This window comes from Nocardioides lacusdianchii, from assembly GCF_020102855.1.
GTDB classification, from domain to species: domain Bacteria; phylum Actinomycetota; class Actinomycetes; order Propionibacteriales; family Nocardioidaceae; genus Nocardioides; species Nocardioides lacusdianchii.
Genome location: NZ_JADHZD010000003.1, coordinates 319135 through 336814, shown reverse-complemented (window position 1 = coordinate 336814; position 17680 = coordinate 319135). Strand labels below are relative to the sequence as shown.

Below are 17680 nucleotides of genomic sequence, written 5' to 3'. Positions count from 1 at the left end.
CGCTCGCGGGCTACTCGACCACCGATATGGAAGCGCTGGCTGTCAGCGGACGCCGGCAGCGCGCTCGAGGGCCTTCAGCTCGTCGTCGAGGTGGGTCAGCAGGACCTGCAGGTGCGGGACGGTGCGTCGGCAGCCCGTCAGGCCGAAGCACATCTTGCCGTCGTAGGAGGTGCAGGTGATGTTGAGCGCCATGCCGTTGATCGGGATGGACAGGGGATAGGTGCCGGTGAGCTTCGCGCCGTTCCAGTAGTGGGTGGTGCGCGGGCCGGGGACGTTGCTGACGATGAGGTTGTAGGGCGGGCGCACGATGCCCTGCATCCGGAAGACCGGGCCGAGGATCGCCGGCGCCTGGCCGAGCGCGCTCATCGCGAGGATCTGCGTCGGCGTCATCGCCGAGAGCCCGTCCTTGCCGTCCTTCATCGACCTGTTGATCGCCGTGAGCCGGTCGGCCGGGTCGGCGAGGTGGGTGCCGAGCTGCACCATCACCGCGCCCACGGCGTTGCCGCCGTCGGACGACGCGAGCTGTGACTGCTTGGCGTTCAGGCCCACCGGGACCATCGAGACGAGTGTCGTCTCGGGCAGCGCGTCCATGTCGAGCAGGTAGGTGCGCATCGCGCCGCTCACCATCGCGAGCACGACGTCGTTGATGGTGGTGCCGGTCGCCTTGCCGACGGCGCGCAGCCGCTCGACCGGCCAGTCCTGGGCAGCGAAGCGGCGCGAGCCGGTGATGTTCTGGTTGATCATCGTGCGGGGGGCGTAGAGCGAGAGCGCGGAGGTCTCGTTGCGCACGCTCTTGTTGAGGGTGCGCACCAGCGCGCCGGGCATCCCCGCCGCCTCGGACGCGATCGCGAGCGCCGTACGCACGGTGGCGGCCGAGACGTCGGCGAGCGACGCGCCGCCGTCGTCGCTCGGCTGCTGCTGGCGCGGCGCGCGCGGACGCATCGCCCACGGTGCGGGCATGTTGCGCTCGTCGGGGTCGGTCGAGAGCACGCTGGCCAGCAGGCGCATCGCGGAGACGCCGTCGACGAGTGCGTGGTGGGTCTTGGTGTACATCGCGACCCGGCCGTCACGCAGGCCCTCGATGATGGTCGCCTCCCACAGCGGGCGCTCCCACGCCAGCCTCGTGCTGTGCAGGCGCGAGCACAGCTCGAGCAGCTCGCGGATCCGGCCGGGCTTGGGCAGCGCGCTGTGGCGCACGTGGTGCTCGATGTCGAACTGCTCGTCGGGCTGCCACACCAGCTGGCCCGCCGTACGCACGGAGCGGTGCGGGTGCTTGAGGAAGAGGGGAGCGACCTGCTCGACGTCGCGCATCTGCTCGTACATCTCGCGGACGTAGCCGCGGCCCGCGCCCTCGGGCTTCTCGAAGAGCTGGAGCCCGCCGACGTGCATCGGCATGTTGCGGTTCTCCGCGAGCAGGAAGCCGGTCGCTGTCGGGTCGATCGGGTCCACCACTGGGTTCTCTCCTCCGCGTGCGCCTCGTCCCCCGGGCCGAGGTCGTCGGGGCATCCTCTCGTCCGGTGACGACAGCCACAAGGGCGCCGTCCAGCGACGGCTCGGTGCAGGGAGCTGCGGGTCAGGCCTCGAGCGAGTGGGCGAGCTCGGCGACCAGGGCGTCGACGACGGCGACCAGGTCGCCGCCGGACTCGTGCGCGACGGCCCGCTGACGCTGGTAGGACGCCCCGCGCCGCGGGATGTCGGCGACGGTGCGCAGCTCTGCCTCGCAGTCCAGGCGCTGCGCCACGGGTGTGAGCCGCTCGAGCAGGTCGTCGAGGTCGTCGGTGACCAGGCGCTCGCGGTTGGTGTCGTCGAGGATCACGATCGCGTCGAGGCCGTAGCGCGCGGCGCGCCACTTGTTCTCCTGGACCTGCCACGGCGGCAGCGTCGGGAGGGTCTCGCCGGCAGCGAGGCGGGTGTCGAGGTCGACGACGAGGCAGTGCATCAGGGCGGTGAGGGCGGCGACCTCGCCGAGGTCGGACATGCCGTCGCAGATGCGGTTCTCCAGCGTGCCGAGGTGCGGCGCGGGCCGCAGGTCCCAGCGCACGTCGGACATCGAGTCGATGATCCCGGTCGTCGTCTGGTCCGCGATGCAGGCCTCGAACTCGGCCCACGTGTCGAAGGTGAAGGGGAGCCCGGCGGTCGGCAGCTGCTGGAACATCAGCGCCCGGTTGGAGGCGTAGCCGGTGTCCTGCCCGGCCCAGATCGGCGAGCTGGCCGACAGCGCGAGGAGATGCGGGTACGTCGTCAGCAGCGAGGCGAGCACGGGCATCACCCGGTCGCGCTCGGGCATCCCCACGTGCACGTGCACGCCCCAGATGAGCATCTGGCGGCCCCACCACTGGGTCCGGTTGATGAGCTCGGCGTAGCGGTGGCCCTCGGTCAGCTGCTGGTCGGACCAGTCGGCGAAGGGGTGGGAGCCGGCGCCCAGCAGGTCCACGCCGAGCTCCGCGGCGGCGGGGACGACGACCGACAGGGTGTCGCGCAGGTCGACGACGGCCTCGCCGACCGTGTCGCAGATCCCGGTCACGACCTCGACGGTGTTGCGGAGCAGCTCCTTGTGCAGCCGGGTCGGGTCGTCGAGGCGCCCGCCGGCCAGCTCGTGGACCTCCGAGGCGACGCTGACCAGGTCGCGGGTGACCCGGTCGACGAGGGAGAGCTCCCACTCGACGCCGAGCGTGGGCCGCTGCGACGCGTGGAAGTCGATGCGCATGCGACCACTCTAGGGAGGGGGCCGCGGGCAGGGCTCACCCCTGTGACCGTGGGCCGGGCGGCGGTGCGAGCATGGCCCGGTGGACCAGCACGACCAGCTCTCCGGAGACAGCGAACCGACCGAGGAGGCCGAGGCCGCCGCGCGCGCCGACGCCACCCGCGAGGTGCACCTGACGATGGACCTGTGCCTGCGGATCGGGGAGATGCTGCTCTCCTCGGGAGCGGGCGCCGCCGACGTCACGGCGACGATGCGCTCGGTGGCCGACCACCTCGGGCTGCGTCAGGCCGAGATCGACGTGACCTTCACGGCGCTGTCGATGAGCTTCCAGCGCTCGCCCGACGACGTACCGATGCTGATGATGCGCCACGTCCAGCAGCGCGACATCGACTACGAGGACCTCACCGCCGTCGACCACCTCGTGCGCGACATCCTCACCGACCAGGCCGACCTCTACCTCGCGCGCTCGCGGATGGCCACGATCGTCTCGCTCGGTCACGCCTTCCCACGGTGGGCGGTGACCATCGCGTGGGCGGTGATGGCCGCGGCGGTCGGCGTCTTCCTCGGCGGCGGCCTGGTGGTGTCAGCGGTGGCGGCCGTCTCGGCCACGCTCATCGACCGGGTGCAGATCGTGCTGGCCCGACGCCGGCTGCCCTTCTTCTACCTCCAGGTCGCCGGTGGTGCGATCGCGACGCTGCTGGCCGCGGGGGTGGCCGCGACCCCGATCGAGGTCGATCCGTCGCTCGCGGTGACCGCCAACATCATCATGCTCCTCGCCGGCATCGGCCTGATGGGAGCGGTGCAGGACGCGCTCACCGGCTTCTACCTCACCTCGAGCGCGCGCCTCATCGAGGCGATGATGTCGACCGCGGGCATCATCGCCGGCGTCGCGCTGGGCATCTCGGTCGCCGACACGCTCGGCTTCGAGCTCGGCCGGCTGGTGCCCGGCAAGCTCGGCAGCATCTCCGAGCTCCCGTTCGTGCTGGCCGGCGCAGCGGTGTCGGCGGCTGCCTTCAGCGTCGCCTGCTACGCCCCGCGCCGTGCGGTGCTGCCGATCGCGGTGACCACCGCGCTGGCCGCGCTGGTCTCGCAGACCGTCGAGCTCAACGGCTTCGGCCGGGTGGCCGGCGCCGGGATGGCGGCGTTCTTCATCGGTCTCGTCGCCTATGCCGTCGCGGGCCGGGTGCGGGTGCCCCCGCTGGTCGTCGCGGTCCCCGCGATCGTGCCGTTCCTGCCCGGCCTGTCGATCTACCGCGGACTGACGTTCCTCGCCGACGGCGGCTACTTCGTCTCCCAGGGGATCCTGGCGCTGATGACCGCGATCTCGGTCGCGATCGCACTGGCGTCCGGCGTGATCCTGGGGGAGTACGTCGCCCAGCCGCTCAAGCGCGAGGCCCGCAAGCTCGAGAGCCGGCTCGCCGGGCCGCGCCTGGTCGGCCCGTTCCGGGCGATGACGCGCGCCGAGCGGCGGGCGCTCAGGAAGCAGTCAGACGGCTGAGCTCGGCGAGCCAGCGCTCGTGCATGCCGTCGTACGGCGCCTCGCCGGCGCGCACGGCCGCGAGGACCTCGTCGCAGCTGGCCTGCGCGGCCTCGATGACCTCGGCGGGATAGCCGAAGGCGACCTGGTGCTCGGCGAACTCGTCCTCGTCGTCGACGAAGATCTCCCCGGGGCCGGCCGAGAGGTTCTGCGGGGCCGAGCGACGGGAGACCGGTGGTTCCGACGACATCCGGATCACGTCGAGGTCGAGGTCGACCGCGCGGAGGACGTGGCCGTCCCACACGGCGGGGGTGGAGATGTCGACGTAGAGGTCGCACCAGATGCCCGGGGCGTGGAAGGTGGGCAGGCGCCAGCCGCCCTCGGGCACCAACGTCACGCACGCGGCCTCGGAGACGAGCTCGAGGCCGGGACGACGGTTGTGCGTGCCCACCGGGAACCCGATCCACTCACCGTGCTCGTCGGCGCCGAGGAAGATCCCTTCGAACTGCCAGTGCGGGCGCTCGCCCCACTTCGTCATCTCGCAGCGGATCTGGGTCCCGGGCTCCATGCCCGACAACCTAGCGACCGGGCGCTTCCTCGCGCTGAGGGTGGTGACCTCCCCCCTTCGTCGCGCTGGAGCTCGCGGCCCCGCGCAACGAAGTGCCCGCTCGGTGGGTTCCAGCGCAACGAAGTGCCCGCTCGGCGGGTTGCAGCGCGACGAAGCGCCCGGTCACCGGGGGAGGATGACGGTGACCGTCGTGTCGCCCGGCGCGCTCGTCAGCGCCACCGTCCCGCCGTGGGCGGCGACGATCGCCTCGACGAGGGAGAGCCCGAGACCGGCACCGCCGGCGCGCGTGCGGGCGACGTCGCCGCGCACGAAGCGCTCGAACGCGCGCGGGGCGAGCTCGGGGGAGAACCCCGGCCCGTCGTCGTGGACCGTGAAGCCGGACGGGTTCCCGGTGACGGTGACGGTGCTGCCGTCGGGGGTGTACTTCCGGGCGTTGGTGAGCAGGTTGGTGACCACCTGGTGCAGCCGGGCCGCATCCCCGGTGACGGTGAGCGGGGCGTCCGGCAGCGAGAGCCGCCACTGGTGGTCGGGGTCGACGACGCGGGCGTCGTTGACCGCCTCGAGCAGCAGCCGCGACAGGTCGACCGGCTCGCGCTCCAGCGGGCGACCGGAGTCGAGCCGGGCCAGCAGCAGCAGGTCCTCCACCAGGGCGGTCATCCGCGCGGACTCGGTCTCGACCTTGGCCAGCGCCGTGCCGGTGGTCTCGGGCCGGCGGCGGGCCAGCTCGGTGTAGCCGGCGATCGTCGCCAGCGGCGTACGCAGCTCGTGCGAGGCGTCCGCGACGAACTGCCGCACCTGCTGCTCGCTGCGGTGGCGCTGGGCGAGCGAGGACTCGACGTGGTCGAGCATCGCGTTGAGCGCGGAGCCGACCTGCCCGATCTCGGTGCGCTCGTCGGTGAGCCCGGCCGGCACCCGCTCGGCCATCTCGATCTCCCCGGACGCCAGCGGCAGCTCGGCGACGCGGTGTGCCGTGGCCGCGACCTCGCGCAGCGGCGCCAGTTGGCGGCGTACGACGACCACGGCGGCGACCGCCGCGAGCGCGATGCCGACGAGGGTGGCGAGCAGCTCGAGGCGCAGCAGGTCCGCGACGGTGTCCTCGACCTCGTCGAGCGGCAGCCCGGCGACGACCTGCCCGCCCTCGAGGTCGGCGACCGCCACGCGGTAGTCGCCGAGGCCGGGCAGCCGCACCGTGCGCAGGTCGCGGTCGGACTCCTCCAGCCCCGACAGCGCGGCGAGCTGCTCGTCGGTGAGGGCGGTGCCGGGGTCCCAGCCCCTGCCCCCGGACAGCACCATGCCCCGCGGGGTCGCGTCGTCGGGCAGCACGGCCGAGAGCGAGCCCAGCTCCTGGCCCGGACCGAAGTCGTCGTCGCGGGACCCGTCGGGCGCCTGGGGCCGGGGAGCGCTCGGGCCCTCCAGCGTGCGCGACAGCGCGGCGCGCACGTCCTGGTCGAGGCGTCGGTCGAGGTTCTCGCGCATCGCGATCGTGGTGGCCGTGCCGATCGCGAGGGCCGTGACCGCGACGAGCAGCACCACCACGGCGACGAGCCGGGTGGTGAGGGTCAGCGGCCGACCCGGGAGGCGGAGCTGCCTCACGGCGCCGGCTTGAGGACGTAGCCGGCGCCGCGCATGGTGTGAATCATCGGCTCGCGACCCGCGTCGACCTTCTTGCGGAGGTAGGAGATGTAGAGCTCGACGACGTTGGCCTGCCCGCCGAAGTCGTACTGCCAGACGCGGTCGAGGATCTGGGCCTTGCTCAGCACCCGGCGCGGGTTGCGCATGAGGAAGCGCAGCAGCTCGAACTCGGTCGCGGTCAGCGCGATCTCGTCGCCGCCGCGGTGCACCTCGTGGCTGTCCTCGTCGAGGGTGAGGTCGCCGACCACGAGCACGTTGCCCGCGTCGGCCTGCGCGGCAGTGCCGCCGCGACGGATCAGCCCGCGCAGCCTCGCCACGACCTCCTCCAGCGAGAACGGCTTGGTGACGTAGTCGTCGCCGCCGGCAGTCAGCCCGGCGACGCGGTCCTCGACGGCGTCCTTGGCGGTGAGGAAGAGGACCGGCACGTCGCTGCCGTCGGCGCGCATCCGGCGCAGCACCTCCAGGCCGTCGAAGTCCGGCAGCATGATGTCGAGGACGACCGCGTCGGGGCGGAAGTCGCGTGCCGCCGACACCGCGGCGGTGCCGGTGTGCGCCATCCGCAGGTCCCAGCCCTCGTAGCGCAGCGCCATCGCGAGGAGCTCGGCGATGTTGACCTCGTCGTCGACGACGAGCACGCGCACGGGGGAGCCGTCGGGTCGGGTGAGCTGCTGCATGGCAGCATCCTGCCGCCGATTCCTGTGTGGTTGCTGTGCGACTGCTGTCGAGTGCCGGTCAAGGTCTCGGTACGCCTCGCTCGTTCCCCGCTCGGCTACTCGACCACCGAGGAATGGCGCAGCCGGGCCGCCTGCTTGGTCAGGTGGGTCTTCTCGGCGACGTTCGTCGCGAGGGCGGCCGCCTCGGCGTACAGCCGCGCGGCCTCGGCGAGCGCACCGTCCTTCTCGTGGAGGTACGCCGCCACGGCCCGGTGGCGCGGCAGGGCGGGGTCGACCCCGGCGAGCGCCGCGAGGCCCGCGCGGGGGCCGTCCGCCTCGCCGACGGCGACGGCCCGGTTGAGGCGCACGACCGGGCTGCCGGTCAGCGCGAGCAGCTCGTCGTACCACTGCACGACCTGCACCCAGTCGGTCTCCGCCGCGGTCGCGGCGTCGGCGTGGAGGGCAGCGATCGCGGCCTGGAGCTGGAGCTCGCCGCGGCGCTCCTGCGCCAGTGCGGACTGCAGGACCGTCACGCCCTCCTCGATGAGCGCGCTGTCCCACAGCGAGCGGTCCTGCTCGGCGAGCGGGACCAGGGAACCGTCGGCACGGATCCGCGCCGGCCGCCGCGCGTGGTGGAGCAGCATCAGTGCCAGCAGTCCGTCGTTCTCGGGGTCGTCGACGAGCGCGGCCAGCTGCCGGGCCAGCCGGATCGCCTCGGCGGCGAGGTCGACGTCGCCGGAGTAGCCCTCGTTGAAGACGAGGTAGAGCACCCTGCGGACCGTGGCGGGGTCGCCCGGGCGGTCGAAGGACGCGTCAGCGACGGTGCGCTTGGCGCGGCTGATCCGCTGCCCCATCGTGGCCTCGGGCACGAGGTAGGCCTCGGCCACCTGCCGCGTCGTCAGGCCCGCGACCGCCCGCAGCGTCAGCGCCACGGCCGAAGCGGGAGTGAGCGCGGGGTGGGCGCAGAGGAAGAAGACCTCCAGCGTGTCGTCGGCGTCGCGGGCCGGGCCGGCGGCGGGCTCCACCTCGACGGCGACCTCGCGCCGCTCGCGCGCGGACTCGGAGCGCACGCCGTCGAGGAAGCGTCGCCAGGCGACCGTCACCAGCCAGCCCTTGGGGTCGCGGGGCGGGTCGGCGGGCCAGGTGCGCAGCGCCTCCACCAACGCCTCCTGAACCGCGTCCTCGGCCGCCGCGAAGCCTGCTCCGCGGCGGACGAGGACGCCGATGACCGCCGGGACCAGCTCCCGCAGCGGCACCTCATCGAACGGGTCCATCAGGTGCGGGCGTCAGTCCCCGGTGGCGGACGGGGCGCCGTAGAAGGGGCGCACCTCGAGCCACTCGTGGATCGGGCGGCCACCGGCGCCTGGCGCCAGCGACAGCTCGCCGGCCAGCTCGACCGCGCGGTCCCACCCGTCCACGTCGACGACGTACCACCCGGCGATCAGGTCCTTGGTCTCGGCGAAGGGACCGTCGGTGACCGGCCCACGGCCCTCGTCGTCGGCGCGCACGAAGGCGCCCTCGGGGGAGAGGGCCTGCGCGTCGACGAGCTCGCCGTCGGCCTCGAGGCGCTCGCCGAAGGCCTCCATGAAGGCCATGTGCGCGTCGACCTCCTCGGGGGTCCAGCGGTCCATCGGGACGTCGTTCACCGTCGCGGGGGTGCCGCGGTAGTGCTTGAGGATCAGGTACTTCGGCATCTCGTTCTCCTGGGTCAGGTGCAGCCCATCATGGCCGCGTCCACCCCGGGGTCGGAGCCGCCGGCGTGTTCTCGACATCGATCCGCAGGAAATCCCAACCGATCCGCTCCGGTCTCCGTCGGAGGAAGTGAGACTGGCCCATCGAGGGGGGACGCGCACATGGCTGATCACGACGCCGAGTTCACGGCGTACGTCGTGCAGCGGCGAGCGCAGCTCTACCGCCTCGCCTACCTGTTGTGCAGGGACACGCACCGCGCCGAGGGCATCGTGCAGATCGCACTCACCAAGCTCTACGCGGCCTGGGGCAGGGCCTCGCGCGTCGACGGGATCGACGCCTACGTGCGCCGGATCGTGGTCAACAGCCACCTCGACGACACCCGCCGGCCGTGGCGCCGGGAGCGGGTGCGCGAGACCGAGCACCTCGACGGTCCCGCTGCCACGCCCCTCGGCGTGGAGGAGGCTGACGCACTGTGGTCCGCGCTGCGCGACCTGCCCGTGGGTCAGCGCCGCGTGGTGGTGCTGCGCCACTACTGGGGCCTCTCGGTCGAGGAGACCGCCCGCGACCTGGGCATCAGCACCGGCACCGTCAAGAGCCAGAGCTCGCTCGCCGTCCACCAGCTCCGCCGGGTCCTCGACCCGGCCACCAGTACCGGAGAACGACCATGAGAGACCTCGAGGACCGTCTTCACGCGCTTGCCGCCTCGATCGACGTGCCGCCCACCTCGCCCCACGACGACCTCGTCCGCGGCCGCCGTCGCCGGCGTCGGCACCAGTGGACCGCCGCCGGCAGTGCCCTTGCCGCGGCCTCGGTGGTGGTGGCCCTGGCGTGGGGTGGTGGCGGCACGCGCGCGGAGCCGGTGGGGCCGGCCGACCGGTCGTCCAGCACGGAGGCCCCGACCGACCGAGCGCAGGACCCGGAGGTCGATGCCCTCTCGTCCGACAGGCAGTTGCACGACGTGCTCGTCGACCGGCTCGGGCTCGAGTCCACCTATCCCTACAGGTTCTCCTTCCAGCCGAGCTATGACCGGCTGGGGCGCGTCGACATGCTCGTGCCGACGGTGGTCGTCCGGGACGACCGCACCGGCGAGGTGGGGGAGGTCTCGGCGCGCGTGTCGCGCAGCTGGGGGGCGACGGAGTGGCGCGAGTTCTCCTGCCATCCCGGCTGCGCGACCTATGAGCTCGACGGCCGTGTCGTCGAGGTCGGCCGGTACGCCAACCAATGGGGCTGGGCCACCCAGCGCGAGGACGGGACCGTGGTCGTCCTCCTGCTGCCGCAGCCGGCCGCCGCGATGGGGATCGACCGGGTGCAGGTGGACGCCGTGCTCCGCGACGTCTGGCTGCCGGACGCGGTCGACGAGGACGCCGCGTGGCACGCTCGGATGCTCGAGCGCGGACTGTGGCACTTCATGGTGGGTCGTGACTCCGTGGTGACCGGAGACCTCGCCGACGCGACCGGGCCGACCGTCGTCGCGTCGTCGTCGATCGGCGGCATGGTCGCCGGCGAGGTGCGATGGGAGGGCGAGCTGCTCGCGACCGCCCCGACCGGCTGCCCGGCGGGATTCCGGTGCGAGGTCCGCGACATCGAGGACACGGCCTTCACCTTCAGGTGGATCGAGGGAGGCGAGCACGACGGCTGGGTGTGGGTCGAGCACGACGGGCCGCGGGTCCGCTCGCGCGTCCTTCTCGAGCCCTGGGGCGACGGTGTGTCCGTGCCCCTCGAGCGCGTGGCGGGCCTCCTGACGGACCCGTTCTGGCAGGACCTCGCGCCCTCCCAGAGCGTCACCACCGGCTGACCGGGGTCAGGGAGATCTCACGGCCCGCGCACAGGTCGCGCACAGCCTCGGCGCGCACGCTGCTCCCATGAGCGACGACGACCAGACCCAGCCCGTACGACCCGGCGCCCCGGCAGCGGCACCGACCCCTGCCCAGGCCCCGACCCCTGCCCAGGCCCCGACCCCTGCCCAGGCCCCGACCCCTGCCGCAGAGGTGCCGAGCGAGGCCGCGGACGAGCCCGTGGCCGCCTCGGCCGCCGAGCGCCGCGGTTTCCGGGAGCGGCTGCGGTCGCTGCGTCGCAGCGACGGGAACCGTACGTTCGGCCTGGCCGCACTGATCGCCTCGGCGCTGGCGGGGGTGATCGTGGGCGGCCTCGGGTTCGCTGCCGTTCACGCGGTGACCGACGACCGCGGGCGCGACGGTGACCGCGGCGCGTGGGTGGAGCGTCGCGGCGACGACGGCCCCGGCGACCGGGGCATGCACCGCGGCCCCCGCGGCGTACCCGGTCAGCTGCCCCCGACCACCGCGCCGGAGGACGACGACAGCTCCAGCTCCTGAGCCGGCGGGGCCGGTCGCCCGCAAACCCCTTGCCGCCGTGGGCGAGAATGTCGCCCGTTGTGAAGATCACCTATCCGCCGGAGCTCCCGGTCTCCGCGCGCCGCGACGACATCGCCGCGGCCATCCGCGACCACCAGGTCGTGATCGTGGCCGGCGAGACCGGCTCGGGCAAGACCACCCAGCTGCCGAAGATCTGCCTCGAGCTCGGCCGGGGCAAGGGTCGCGCCGACGGCGGCGGGCTGATCGGCCACACCCAGCCGCGCCGCATCGCCGCCCGCTCGGTGGCCGAGCGGATCGCCGAGGAGCTCGGCACCGAGCTCGGTGACGTCATCGGCTACCAGGTCCGCTTCACCGACCGCACGAGCAGGGCGAGCCGGGTCAAGCTGATGACCGACGGCATCCTGCTGGCCGAGCTGCAGCGCGACCGCGACCTGCGCAAGTACGACACGATCATCATCGACGAGGCCCACGAGCGCAGCCTCAACATCGACTTCCTGCTCGGCTACCTCAAGCGCCTGCTGCCGCGCCGGCCCGACCTCAAGGTGATCATCACCAGCGCCACGATCGACGTGGACCGCTTCGCCGAGCACTTCGGTGATGGGCAGAGTCGCGCGCCGGTGGTGGAGGTGTCGGGGCGCACGTATCCCGTCGAGGTCCGCTACCGCCCGCTGCTGGAGCTGCCGGAGGACGACGAGGAGGGCGAGCCGGTCCAGCGCGACCAGACCGAGGCGATCCTCGACGCCGTCCGCGAGCTGTCCGCGGAGGGGCCCGGCGACGTGCTGGTCTTCCTGCCCGGCGAGCGCGAGATCCGCGACACCGCCGACGCACTGGATGCCCTGCAGAGCGACCGGCTCGAGGTCGTGCCGCTCTACTCCCGCCTCAGCGCGGCCGACCAGCACAAGGTCTTCTCCAGCCATCCCTCGACCGTGCGCCGCGTCGTGCTCGCGACCAACGTCGCCGAGACCTCGCTGACCGTGCCCGGCATCCGCTACGTCATCGACACCGGCGTCGCGCGCATCAGCCGATACTCCGTGCGCACCAAGGTGCAGCGCCTGCCGATCGAGCCGATCAGCCAGGCCTCGGCCAACCAGCGCTCGGGCCGCTGCGGCCGCGTCGCGGAGGGCATCGCGATCCGCCTCTACTCGCAAGAAGACTTCGAGGCCCGCCCCGAGTTCACGGAACCGGAGATCCTGCGCACCAACCTCGCCAGCGTCATCCTCCAGATGGCCTCGCTGCGCCTGGGCGACATCGCGCGATTCCCCTTCGTCGAGCCGCCGGACCGCCGCAACATCAAGGCCGGCACCGACCTGCTCGAGGAGCTGGGCGCGATCCAGGCCGCAGGTTTCGAGGCTCGGCCGCAGGCGGCCTCGCACCTCAACCAGCGAGGGAAGGGCGTACGCCTCACGCAGGTCGGCAAGCGGCTCTCCCGCCTGCCGATCGACCCGCGGCTGGGGCGGATGATCCTCGAGGCCGAGCGGCTCGGCTGCGTGCGCGACGTGCTGGTCATCGCGGCCGCACTGTCCATCCAGGACCCGCGCGAGCGCCCGGAGGAGCAGCGCGCCCAGGCCGACCAGCTCCACGCCCGCTTCACCCACGAGTCCAGCGACTTCCTCACCTGGCTCAACCTCTGGCGCCACGTCAAGCAGCAGCAGAAGGAGCTGTCCTCGAGCGCCTTCCGCCGGATGTGCAAGCGCGAGCACCTCAACTACATGCGGATGCGCGAGTGGCAGGAGTACGAGTCCCAGCTGCGGCAGGTCGCCAAGGAGATGGGTCTCGAGATCGGCGGTTTCGAGGCTCGCTCCGCTCGCACCTCAACCACCGAAGGCGCTCCCTACGACGAGGACGGCATCCACCAGGCCCTGCTGTCCGGCCTGCTCAGCCACATCGGTGCGCTCGAGGAGCGCGACAAGGCCAAGCCGGGGGAGCGGCGTCCGATGCGGGAGTACGTCGGCGCCCGCAACGCGCGCTTCGCGATCTTCCCCGGCAGCGTGCTCAAGCGGCGCAACCCGGCCTTCCTGATGAGCGCCGAGCTCGTCGAGACCTCGCGGCTGTGGGCGCGGCAGAACGCCGCCATCCAGCCCGAGTGGGCCGAGCGGCTCGGTGCCCACCTGGTCAAGCGCACGTTCTCCGAGCCGCACTGGTCGCGCAAGCGCGCCGCGGTGATGGCGCGCGAGCGGGTCACGCTCTACGGCGTGCCGCTGGTGGCCGACCGCCTCGTGCAGTACGGCCGGATCGACGCGCCGCTCGCCCGCGAGCTCTTCATCCGCCACGCGCTGGTCCAGCGCGAGTGGGACTCCCGCCACACGTTCCTCGCCGAGAACGCCCGGCTGCTCGAGGAGGCCGAGGAGCTCGAGCACCGCGCCCGGCGCCGCGACATCGTCGTCGACGAGGAGACCCTCTTCGAGTTCTACGACGCCCGCGTGGGCGCCGACGTGGTCAGCGGCCAGCACTTCGACCAGTGGTGGAAGCGGGCGCGCCAGAAGCGGCCGGACCTGCTCACCTTCGACCCGGAGATGCTCACCCACGACACCGCCGACCAGGTGCGCGCGCACGACTTCCCGACCCAGTGGCTCTCGGAGGGACCCGGCACGCACGAGGCAGGGCTGACCTTCCCGATCAGCTACCACTTCGAGCCCGGGGCCGCCGATGACGGCCTCACCATCGACGTGCCCGTCGCCACCCTCAACCGGGTCGAGGCCGACGACTTCTCGTGGCTGGTCCCGGGCCTGCGCGAGGAGCTGGTCACCGAGCTGATCCGCTCGCTGCCGAAGAACCTGCGGGTCGCGATGGTGCCGGCCCCCAACACCGCGCGCGAGTTCCTCGCCGCCACCCCGCCCGGTGCCGAGCCGCTGCTCGACGCGCTCGAGCGCTTCGCCCGCAGCACCCGCAGCCTGGTGATCGACCGCGACGCGTGGGACTGGTCCAAGGTGCCCGAGCACCTGCGCCCGACCTACCGCGTCGTCACCGAGGAGGGCACCGAGGCCGGTCGCGGCAAGGACCTCGACGCCCTCAAGGAGCCGCTCCGGCCCACCTTCGAGCGGGCGATGGCCGACGTCGCCGCGGACTCCGGCGTCACGGCCACCGGTCAGGCGTCGTGGACCTTCGGCACGATCGAGGAGTCGTTCGTGCAGCGCCGCGCGGGCCACGAGGTGCGTGGCTTCCCCGCCCTGGTCGACGAGGGCGCCTCCGTCGGGCTCCGGGTGCTGGCCACGGCCGAGGAGGCCGCCGCCCACCACCGACTCGGCGTACGCCGCCTCGTGCTGCTCGCGCTCGGTCCCGCCGACCCGGTCGACGACGTGCTCGCCGCCGCGGGCCTCGACCAGCGCGCCAAGCTCGCGCTCGTCGGCTCGCCCTATCCGTCGGTCGCCGACCTCCTCGCGGACCTGCGCGCCGGGATCGTCGGCGAGGTCGTCGACTCCCGGCCGCCTGTGCGCGACGAGGCGGCGTACGACGCCCTGGTGGCCGCGGCACGCGACGCGGTCGCGGAGCGCACGAGCATCGCGGTGCACGACGTGATGCGGGTGCTCGAGGCCTGGCGCGCGTGCGACAAGGCGATCTCCGGGCGGGCCGACCTCGCCACCTTGCCGGCGCTCACCGACATGCGCGCCCAGGTCGGGCGGCTGATGGGTGCCGGGTTCGTGGGCGAGGCGGGTGTCAGCCGGCTGCGTGACTACCTCCGCTACCTCGCAGGCGTGGCGCACCGTCGCGATCGGCTCGACGCGCAGGTCGCCCGCGACCGGCAGCTGATGGACCAGCTCTCGGGCCTGCAGGAGGCCTGGCTGCACGCAGTGGCCGCGCTGCCCGAGGGCCAGCCGGTGCCGCAGCACCTGCGCGAGGCGCGGTGGCTGCTCGAGGAGTACCGCATCTCGCTCTTCGCCCAGCAGCTCGGCACCCGGGAGAAGGTCAGCGACCAGCGCATCCGCAAGGTCATGGGCACGACCTAGGCTGGCCACGACCTAGGCTGGGGCGGGTGAGCGACCGCACCCACCACCGTCCGATGACGCCCGGCGCCGGCTTCTTCGCCGAGATCGCCGGGGGTTCCGACCCGGCGATGCTGCGCGAGGCCGGCGACCTCGCCGCCACCGTGCTGGTGCGCGGGGCGCGCAGCTCCGACGACCCGGCCCTGGCCGAGCGCATCGTGCACCTCGCCGAGACCGAGGGCCTGGAGACGCTCGCCGAGGTGTGGTCCGGGGCCCCGGCCGACACCCTCGCGGGGAGCCTGTGGCGTCTGTTCCTGCTGCGCTCCTGGGTCCACGCGGACCCCGAGCGGGTGGCGAAGGAGTACGACGCCGGCCAGCGCCGCGTCGACGTGGCCCGGGTGGTCGCCGGGGTCGCCGACCCGCCCGGTCCCGAGGAGCTGCGGGCGATGGTCGACGAGGTGCTGCGCGGCATCGCCGGCGGTGACTTCGCCGTCACCCTGTTCCGGGCGGCGGCCTTCGCCCGGATCGTGGCCGCGGGCCGCGCTGCTCTCGGCGTCCCCCACGAGGAGATCACCCGGATGCTGGTGCTCTCCGAGCAGCTGGAGGCGGCCGGTCAGGGGGAAATGCGTGACGCGCTGGGATGAGCCGTTAAAATATCGGTGTGAGTGCGTCGGGCCGTGGCAGCCCCGGGTCCCACAATAAGCCGCTACGAGCGGCCACGCGCCGTGAGGCGCTCCCGGTCCGGCGCACTCGCACACCCCTCTAGTCTCGAGGCATGAGCCTTCTGCGCCGCGTTGCTGCCCTCATCTCCGGAGCCACCTCGGGCACCACGTCCGGAACGACCGCGACACCGTCGCCCGGCCCCGCGGGCGGCGCCTCCTCGCGCTACGCCCCGGAGATCGACGGCGAGCCCGACCCGGGCGAGGTCGTCTGGGCATGGGTGCCCTACGAGGACGACCCGAGCCAGGGCAAGGACCGCCCGGTCCTGGTGCTCGACACCGCTGGGAGCGGCGAGGCGGACGGCTGGGTCGGCCTCATGCTCAGCAGCCAGGACCACGACCGGGACGCTGCCGACGAGGCGCGCCACGGGCGCTACTGGATGGACGTCGGATCCGGCGGCTGGGACTCCCAGGGCCGGCCCAGCGAGGTGCGCCTGGACCGGCTCATCCACCTGGAGCGTGACGGCGTACGCCGGGAGGGCGCGGCGCTGGACGCCCGGATCTTCGACGAGGTGGTCGCGGCGGTCCGTGGGCTGCCCGGTTAGGGTTTCGCCGTGTCCGGTCGTCGCGCTGCCCGTCTGTTCCCCCGCGCCCGAGCGCGCCGTGCTGCCCTGGCGGGCACCGCCCTCGTGGTCGCGCTGACCACGGCCGCGTGCACCGGCGACGCCGAGCCGGGCCCGCAGCCCGACCCGTCGCCCACCCAGGGCCAGGGCGGTGGTGCGGACAAGCCGCGCAAGATCGTCTTCGGAGCCTACGGCAGCGAGGAGGAGGTGGCGGCGTTCCAGAGCGTCGTCGACTCCTTCAACGCCAGCTCGACCACGCGCCAGGTCAGCCTGCGGTCGTGGCCCGACCACGAGTCCGCGCTCGCGGACGTGCTCGCAGGCGACGCACCGGACGCCTTCCTCACCTCGCGCATCGACCTCGACCAGCTCGTGGAGGCCGAGGCGCTCCAGCCGGTGAGCCTGCTGCTCGACGAGCGCGGCGTCGACTTCGGCGACCGCTTCTCCCGCGATGCCGTCGACGCGTTCGCGATGGACGACGAGCTGCAGTGCATGGCCTACTCCGTGTCCCCGATGGTCGTCTACTACAACACCGACATCGTCGACTTCGACCGGATGGAGCGGCGCGAGCTCGACGTGCCCACGCCCAACGACGACGGCGTGCGCGAGCGGTGGACGCTCGCTGAGTTCGGTGCCGCCGCCACCTTCGCCTCGCGGCGCGGTGACCGCCGCGGCGTCTGGATCGACCCGACCCTCCAGGGCCTCGCCCCCTTCATCTACTCCGGCGGGGGCCAGGTCTTCGACGACGACAGTCAGCCCACCTCGCTCGCCTTCTCCGACGACGGCACCCGTGAGGCGCTGGAGCAGACGCTGGAGATCCTGCGCGACCCCACCCTCACCCCGACCAACGCCCAGCTCGCGCGGGCGACGCCGGTCCAGCTGTTCAAGCGCGGCGAGCTCGCCATGGTCGCCGGCTTCCGCAACCTCGTGCCGGAGCTGCGCGAGGCCGAGGACCTCGAGTTCGACGTGATGCCGATGCCGACCATCGAGGACCGCGCGACCGTCGGCGACATTGCCGGGCTGTGCATCTCCGCGGAGTCCGAGAACGTCGGTGACGCGGCCGACTTCATCGCCTACGCCGTCTCCGACGCCGCCATCGCCACGGTCGCCGAGACGGGCTACATCGTCCCGGCCAACACCCAGGTCGCCGCGTCCGACGACTTCCTGGCCCCTGACGAGGAGCCGGCCAACTCGGTCGCCTTCAACTCCAGCATCCGCTACATGGTGATCCCGCCGTTCATCGACCAGCGTGACGAGCTCGTCGACGCGGTCACGCCGCTGCTCGACCGGCTCGTCACCGCGCCGGGGATCCTCGACCTCGAGCAGGTGACCGAGGAGATCGACATCGCCTCGCGTGCGATCCTCTCCCCCGAGGAGGAGACCGAGGAGACCGAGTCGCCGAGCGAGAGCCCGACCGAGTAG

15 protein-coding genes are annotated in these 17680 nt (G+C 72.9%); 8 read left to right on the top strand and 7 right to left on the bottom strand.

Annotated features, from left to right (window positions below; all coding sequences use genetic code 11):
• Positions 1–42: 42 nt before the first annotated feature.
• Entirely contained in the window at positions 43–1449 is a 1407-nt protein-coding gene (locus IRX98_RS06195; protein ID WP_224274808.1) for a WS/DGAT/MGAT family O-acyltransferase, read from the bottom strand.
• A gap of 124 nt (positions 1450–1573) precedes the next feature.
• Positions 1574–2707: a glutamate--cysteine ligase gene (locus IRX98_RS06190; protein WP_224274806.1), complete on the bottom strand. Its 1134-nt coding sequence runs from the start codon at positions 2705–2707 to the stop codon at positions 1574–1576.
• A 79-nt stretch (positions 2708–2786) separates the two neighbouring features.
• Between IRX98_RS06190 and IRX98_RS06185 the strand changes: the two genes are divergently transcribed.
• Positions 2787–4202, top strand: a complete 1416-nt coding sequence (locus IRX98_RS06185; protein WP_224274803.1) for a threonine/serine exporter family protein — start codon at positions 2787–2789, stop codon at positions 4200–4202.
• Here IRX98_RS06185 and IRX98_RS06180 read toward each other — a convergent pair.
• From IRX98_RS06180 to IRX98_RS06160, 5 genes are all read right to left on the bottom strand, one after another.
• Entirely contained in the window at positions 4180–4749 is a 570-nt protein-coding gene (locus tag IRX98_RS06180; protein WP_224274801.1) for a ribonuclease FAU-1 family protein, read from the bottom strand. The genes IRX98_RS06185 and IRX98_RS06180 overlap by 23 nt on opposite strands.
• Positions 4750–4911: 162 nt before the next feature.
• Entirely contained in the window at positions 4912–6342 is a 1431-nt protein-coding gene (locus IRX98_RS06175) for a sensor histidine kinase (protein WP_224274798.1), read from the bottom strand.
• On the bottom strand, positions 6339–7055 hold the full coding sequence (locus IRX98_RS06170) for a response regulator transcription factor (protein WP_224274796.1): 717 nt from the start codon (positions 7053–7055) through the stop codon (positions 6339–6341). Before IRX98_RS06170 ends, IRX98_RS06175 begins: the two co-directional genes overlap by 4 nt.
• Before the next feature lie 95 nt (positions 7056–7150).
• Positions 7151–8308 (bottom strand): RNA polymerase sigma factor, encoded by a 1158-nt coding sequence (locus IRX98_RS06165; RefSeq protein WP_224274793.1) that lies wholly within the window; start codon positions 8306–8308, stop codon positions 7151–7153.
• Between the two features lie 12 nt (positions 8309–8320).
• Positions 8321–8728 carry a YciI family protein gene (locus tag IRX98_RS06160; RefSeq protein ID WP_224274791.1) on the bottom strand — a complete coding sequence of 136 codons (408 nt, stop codon included), beginning with the start codon at positions 8726–8728 and terminating at the stop codon, positions 8321–8323.
• A 159-nt stretch (positions 8729–8887) separates the two neighbouring features.
• Here IRX98_RS06160 and IRX98_RS06155 point away from each other — a divergent pair, with 159 nt between their 5' ends.
• From IRX98_RS06155 to IRX98_RS06125, 7 genes are all read left to right on the top strand, one after another.
• A complete protein-coding gene (locus tag IRX98_RS06155) occupies positions 8888–9394 on the top strand; it encodes a SigE family RNA polymerase sigma factor (protein ID WP_224274789.1) in 507 nt (168 codons plus the stop codon).
• Complete coding sequence (locus IRX98_RS06150) at positions 9391–10521, top strand: hypothetical protein (protein WP_224274787.1); 1131 nt, start codon at positions 9391–9393, stop codon at positions 10519–10521. Before IRX98_RS06155 ends, IRX98_RS06150 begins: the two co-directional genes overlap by 4 nt.
• A gap of 67 nt (positions 10522–10588) precedes the next feature.
• Entirely contained in the window at positions 10589–11059 is a 471-nt protein-coding gene (locus tag IRX98_RS06145) for a hypothetical protein (RefSeq protein ID WP_224274785.1), read from the top strand.
• A gap of 47 nt (positions 11060–11106) precedes the next feature.
• Positions 11107–15003 carry an ATP-dependent RNA helicase HrpA gene (gene hrpA / locus IRX98_RS06140; RefSeq protein ID WP_224274782.1) on the top strand — a complete coding sequence of 1299 codons (3897 nt, stop codon included), beginning with the start codon at positions 11107–11109 and terminating at the stop codon, positions 15001–15003.
• A 26-nt stretch (positions 15004–15029) separates the two neighbouring features.
• Positions 15030–15623, top strand: a complete 594-nt coding sequence (locus IRX98_RS06135; RefSeq protein ID WP_224274780.1) for a hypothetical protein — start codon at positions 15030–15032, stop codon at positions 15621–15623.
• 131 nt (positions 15624–15754) lie between these two features.
• On the top strand, positions 15755–16243 hold the full coding sequence (locus IRX98_RS06130) for a type II toxin-antitoxin system PemK/MazF family toxin (RefSeq protein WP_224274778.1): 489 nt from the start codon (positions 15755–15757) through the stop codon (positions 16241–16243).
• A 9-nt stretch (positions 16244–16252) separates the two neighbouring features.
• The gene (locus tag IRX98_RS06125) at positions 16253–17680 is read left to right on the top strand and encodes an extracellular solute-binding protein (RefSeq protein WP_224274775.1); all 1428 of its coding nucleotides are present in this window, start codon (positions 16253–16255) and stop codon (positions 17678–17680) included.

Coding starts and splice junctions, on each gene's coding strand:
- IRX98_RS06145 (WP_224274785.1), top strand. CDS start 10,589: ATGAGCGACGACGACCAGACCCAGCCCGTACGACCCGGCGCCCCGGCA.
- IRX98_RS06170 (WP_224274796.1), bottom strand. CDS start 7,055: ATGCAGCAGCTCACCCGACCCGACGGCTCCCCCGTGCGCGTGCTCGTC.
- IRX98_RS06190 (WP_224274806.1), bottom strand. CDS start 2,707: ATGCGCATCGACTTCCACGCGTCGCAGCGGCCCACGCTCGGCGTCGAG.
- IRX98_RS06130 (WP_224274778.1), top strand. CDS start 15,755: ATGAGCCTTCTGCGCCGCGTTGCTGCCCTCATCTCCGGAGCCACCTCG.
- IRX98_RS06165 (WP_224274793.1), bottom strand. CDS start 8,308: ATGGACCCGTTCGATGAGGTGCCGCTGCGGGAGCTGGTCCCGGCGGTC.
- IRX98_RS06155 (WP_224274789.1), top strand. CDS start 8,888: ATGGCTGATCACGACGCCGAGTTCACGGCGTACGTCGTGCAGCGGCGA.
- hrpA (WP_224274782.1), top strand. CDS start 11,107: ATGTCGCCCGTTGTGAAGATCACCTATCCGCCGGAGCTCCCGGTCTCC.
- IRX98_RS06180 (WP_224274801.1), bottom strand. CDS start 4,749: ATGGAGCCCGGGACCCAGATCCGCTGCGAGATGACGAAGTGGGGCGAG.
- IRX98_RS06160 (WP_224274791.1), bottom strand. CDS start 8,728: ATGCCGAAGTACCTGATCCTCAAGCACTACCGCGGCACCCCCGCGACG.
- IRX98_RS06150 (WP_224274787.1), top strand. CDS start 9,391: ATGAGAGACCTCGAGGACCGTCTTCACGCGCTTGCCGCCTCGATCGAC.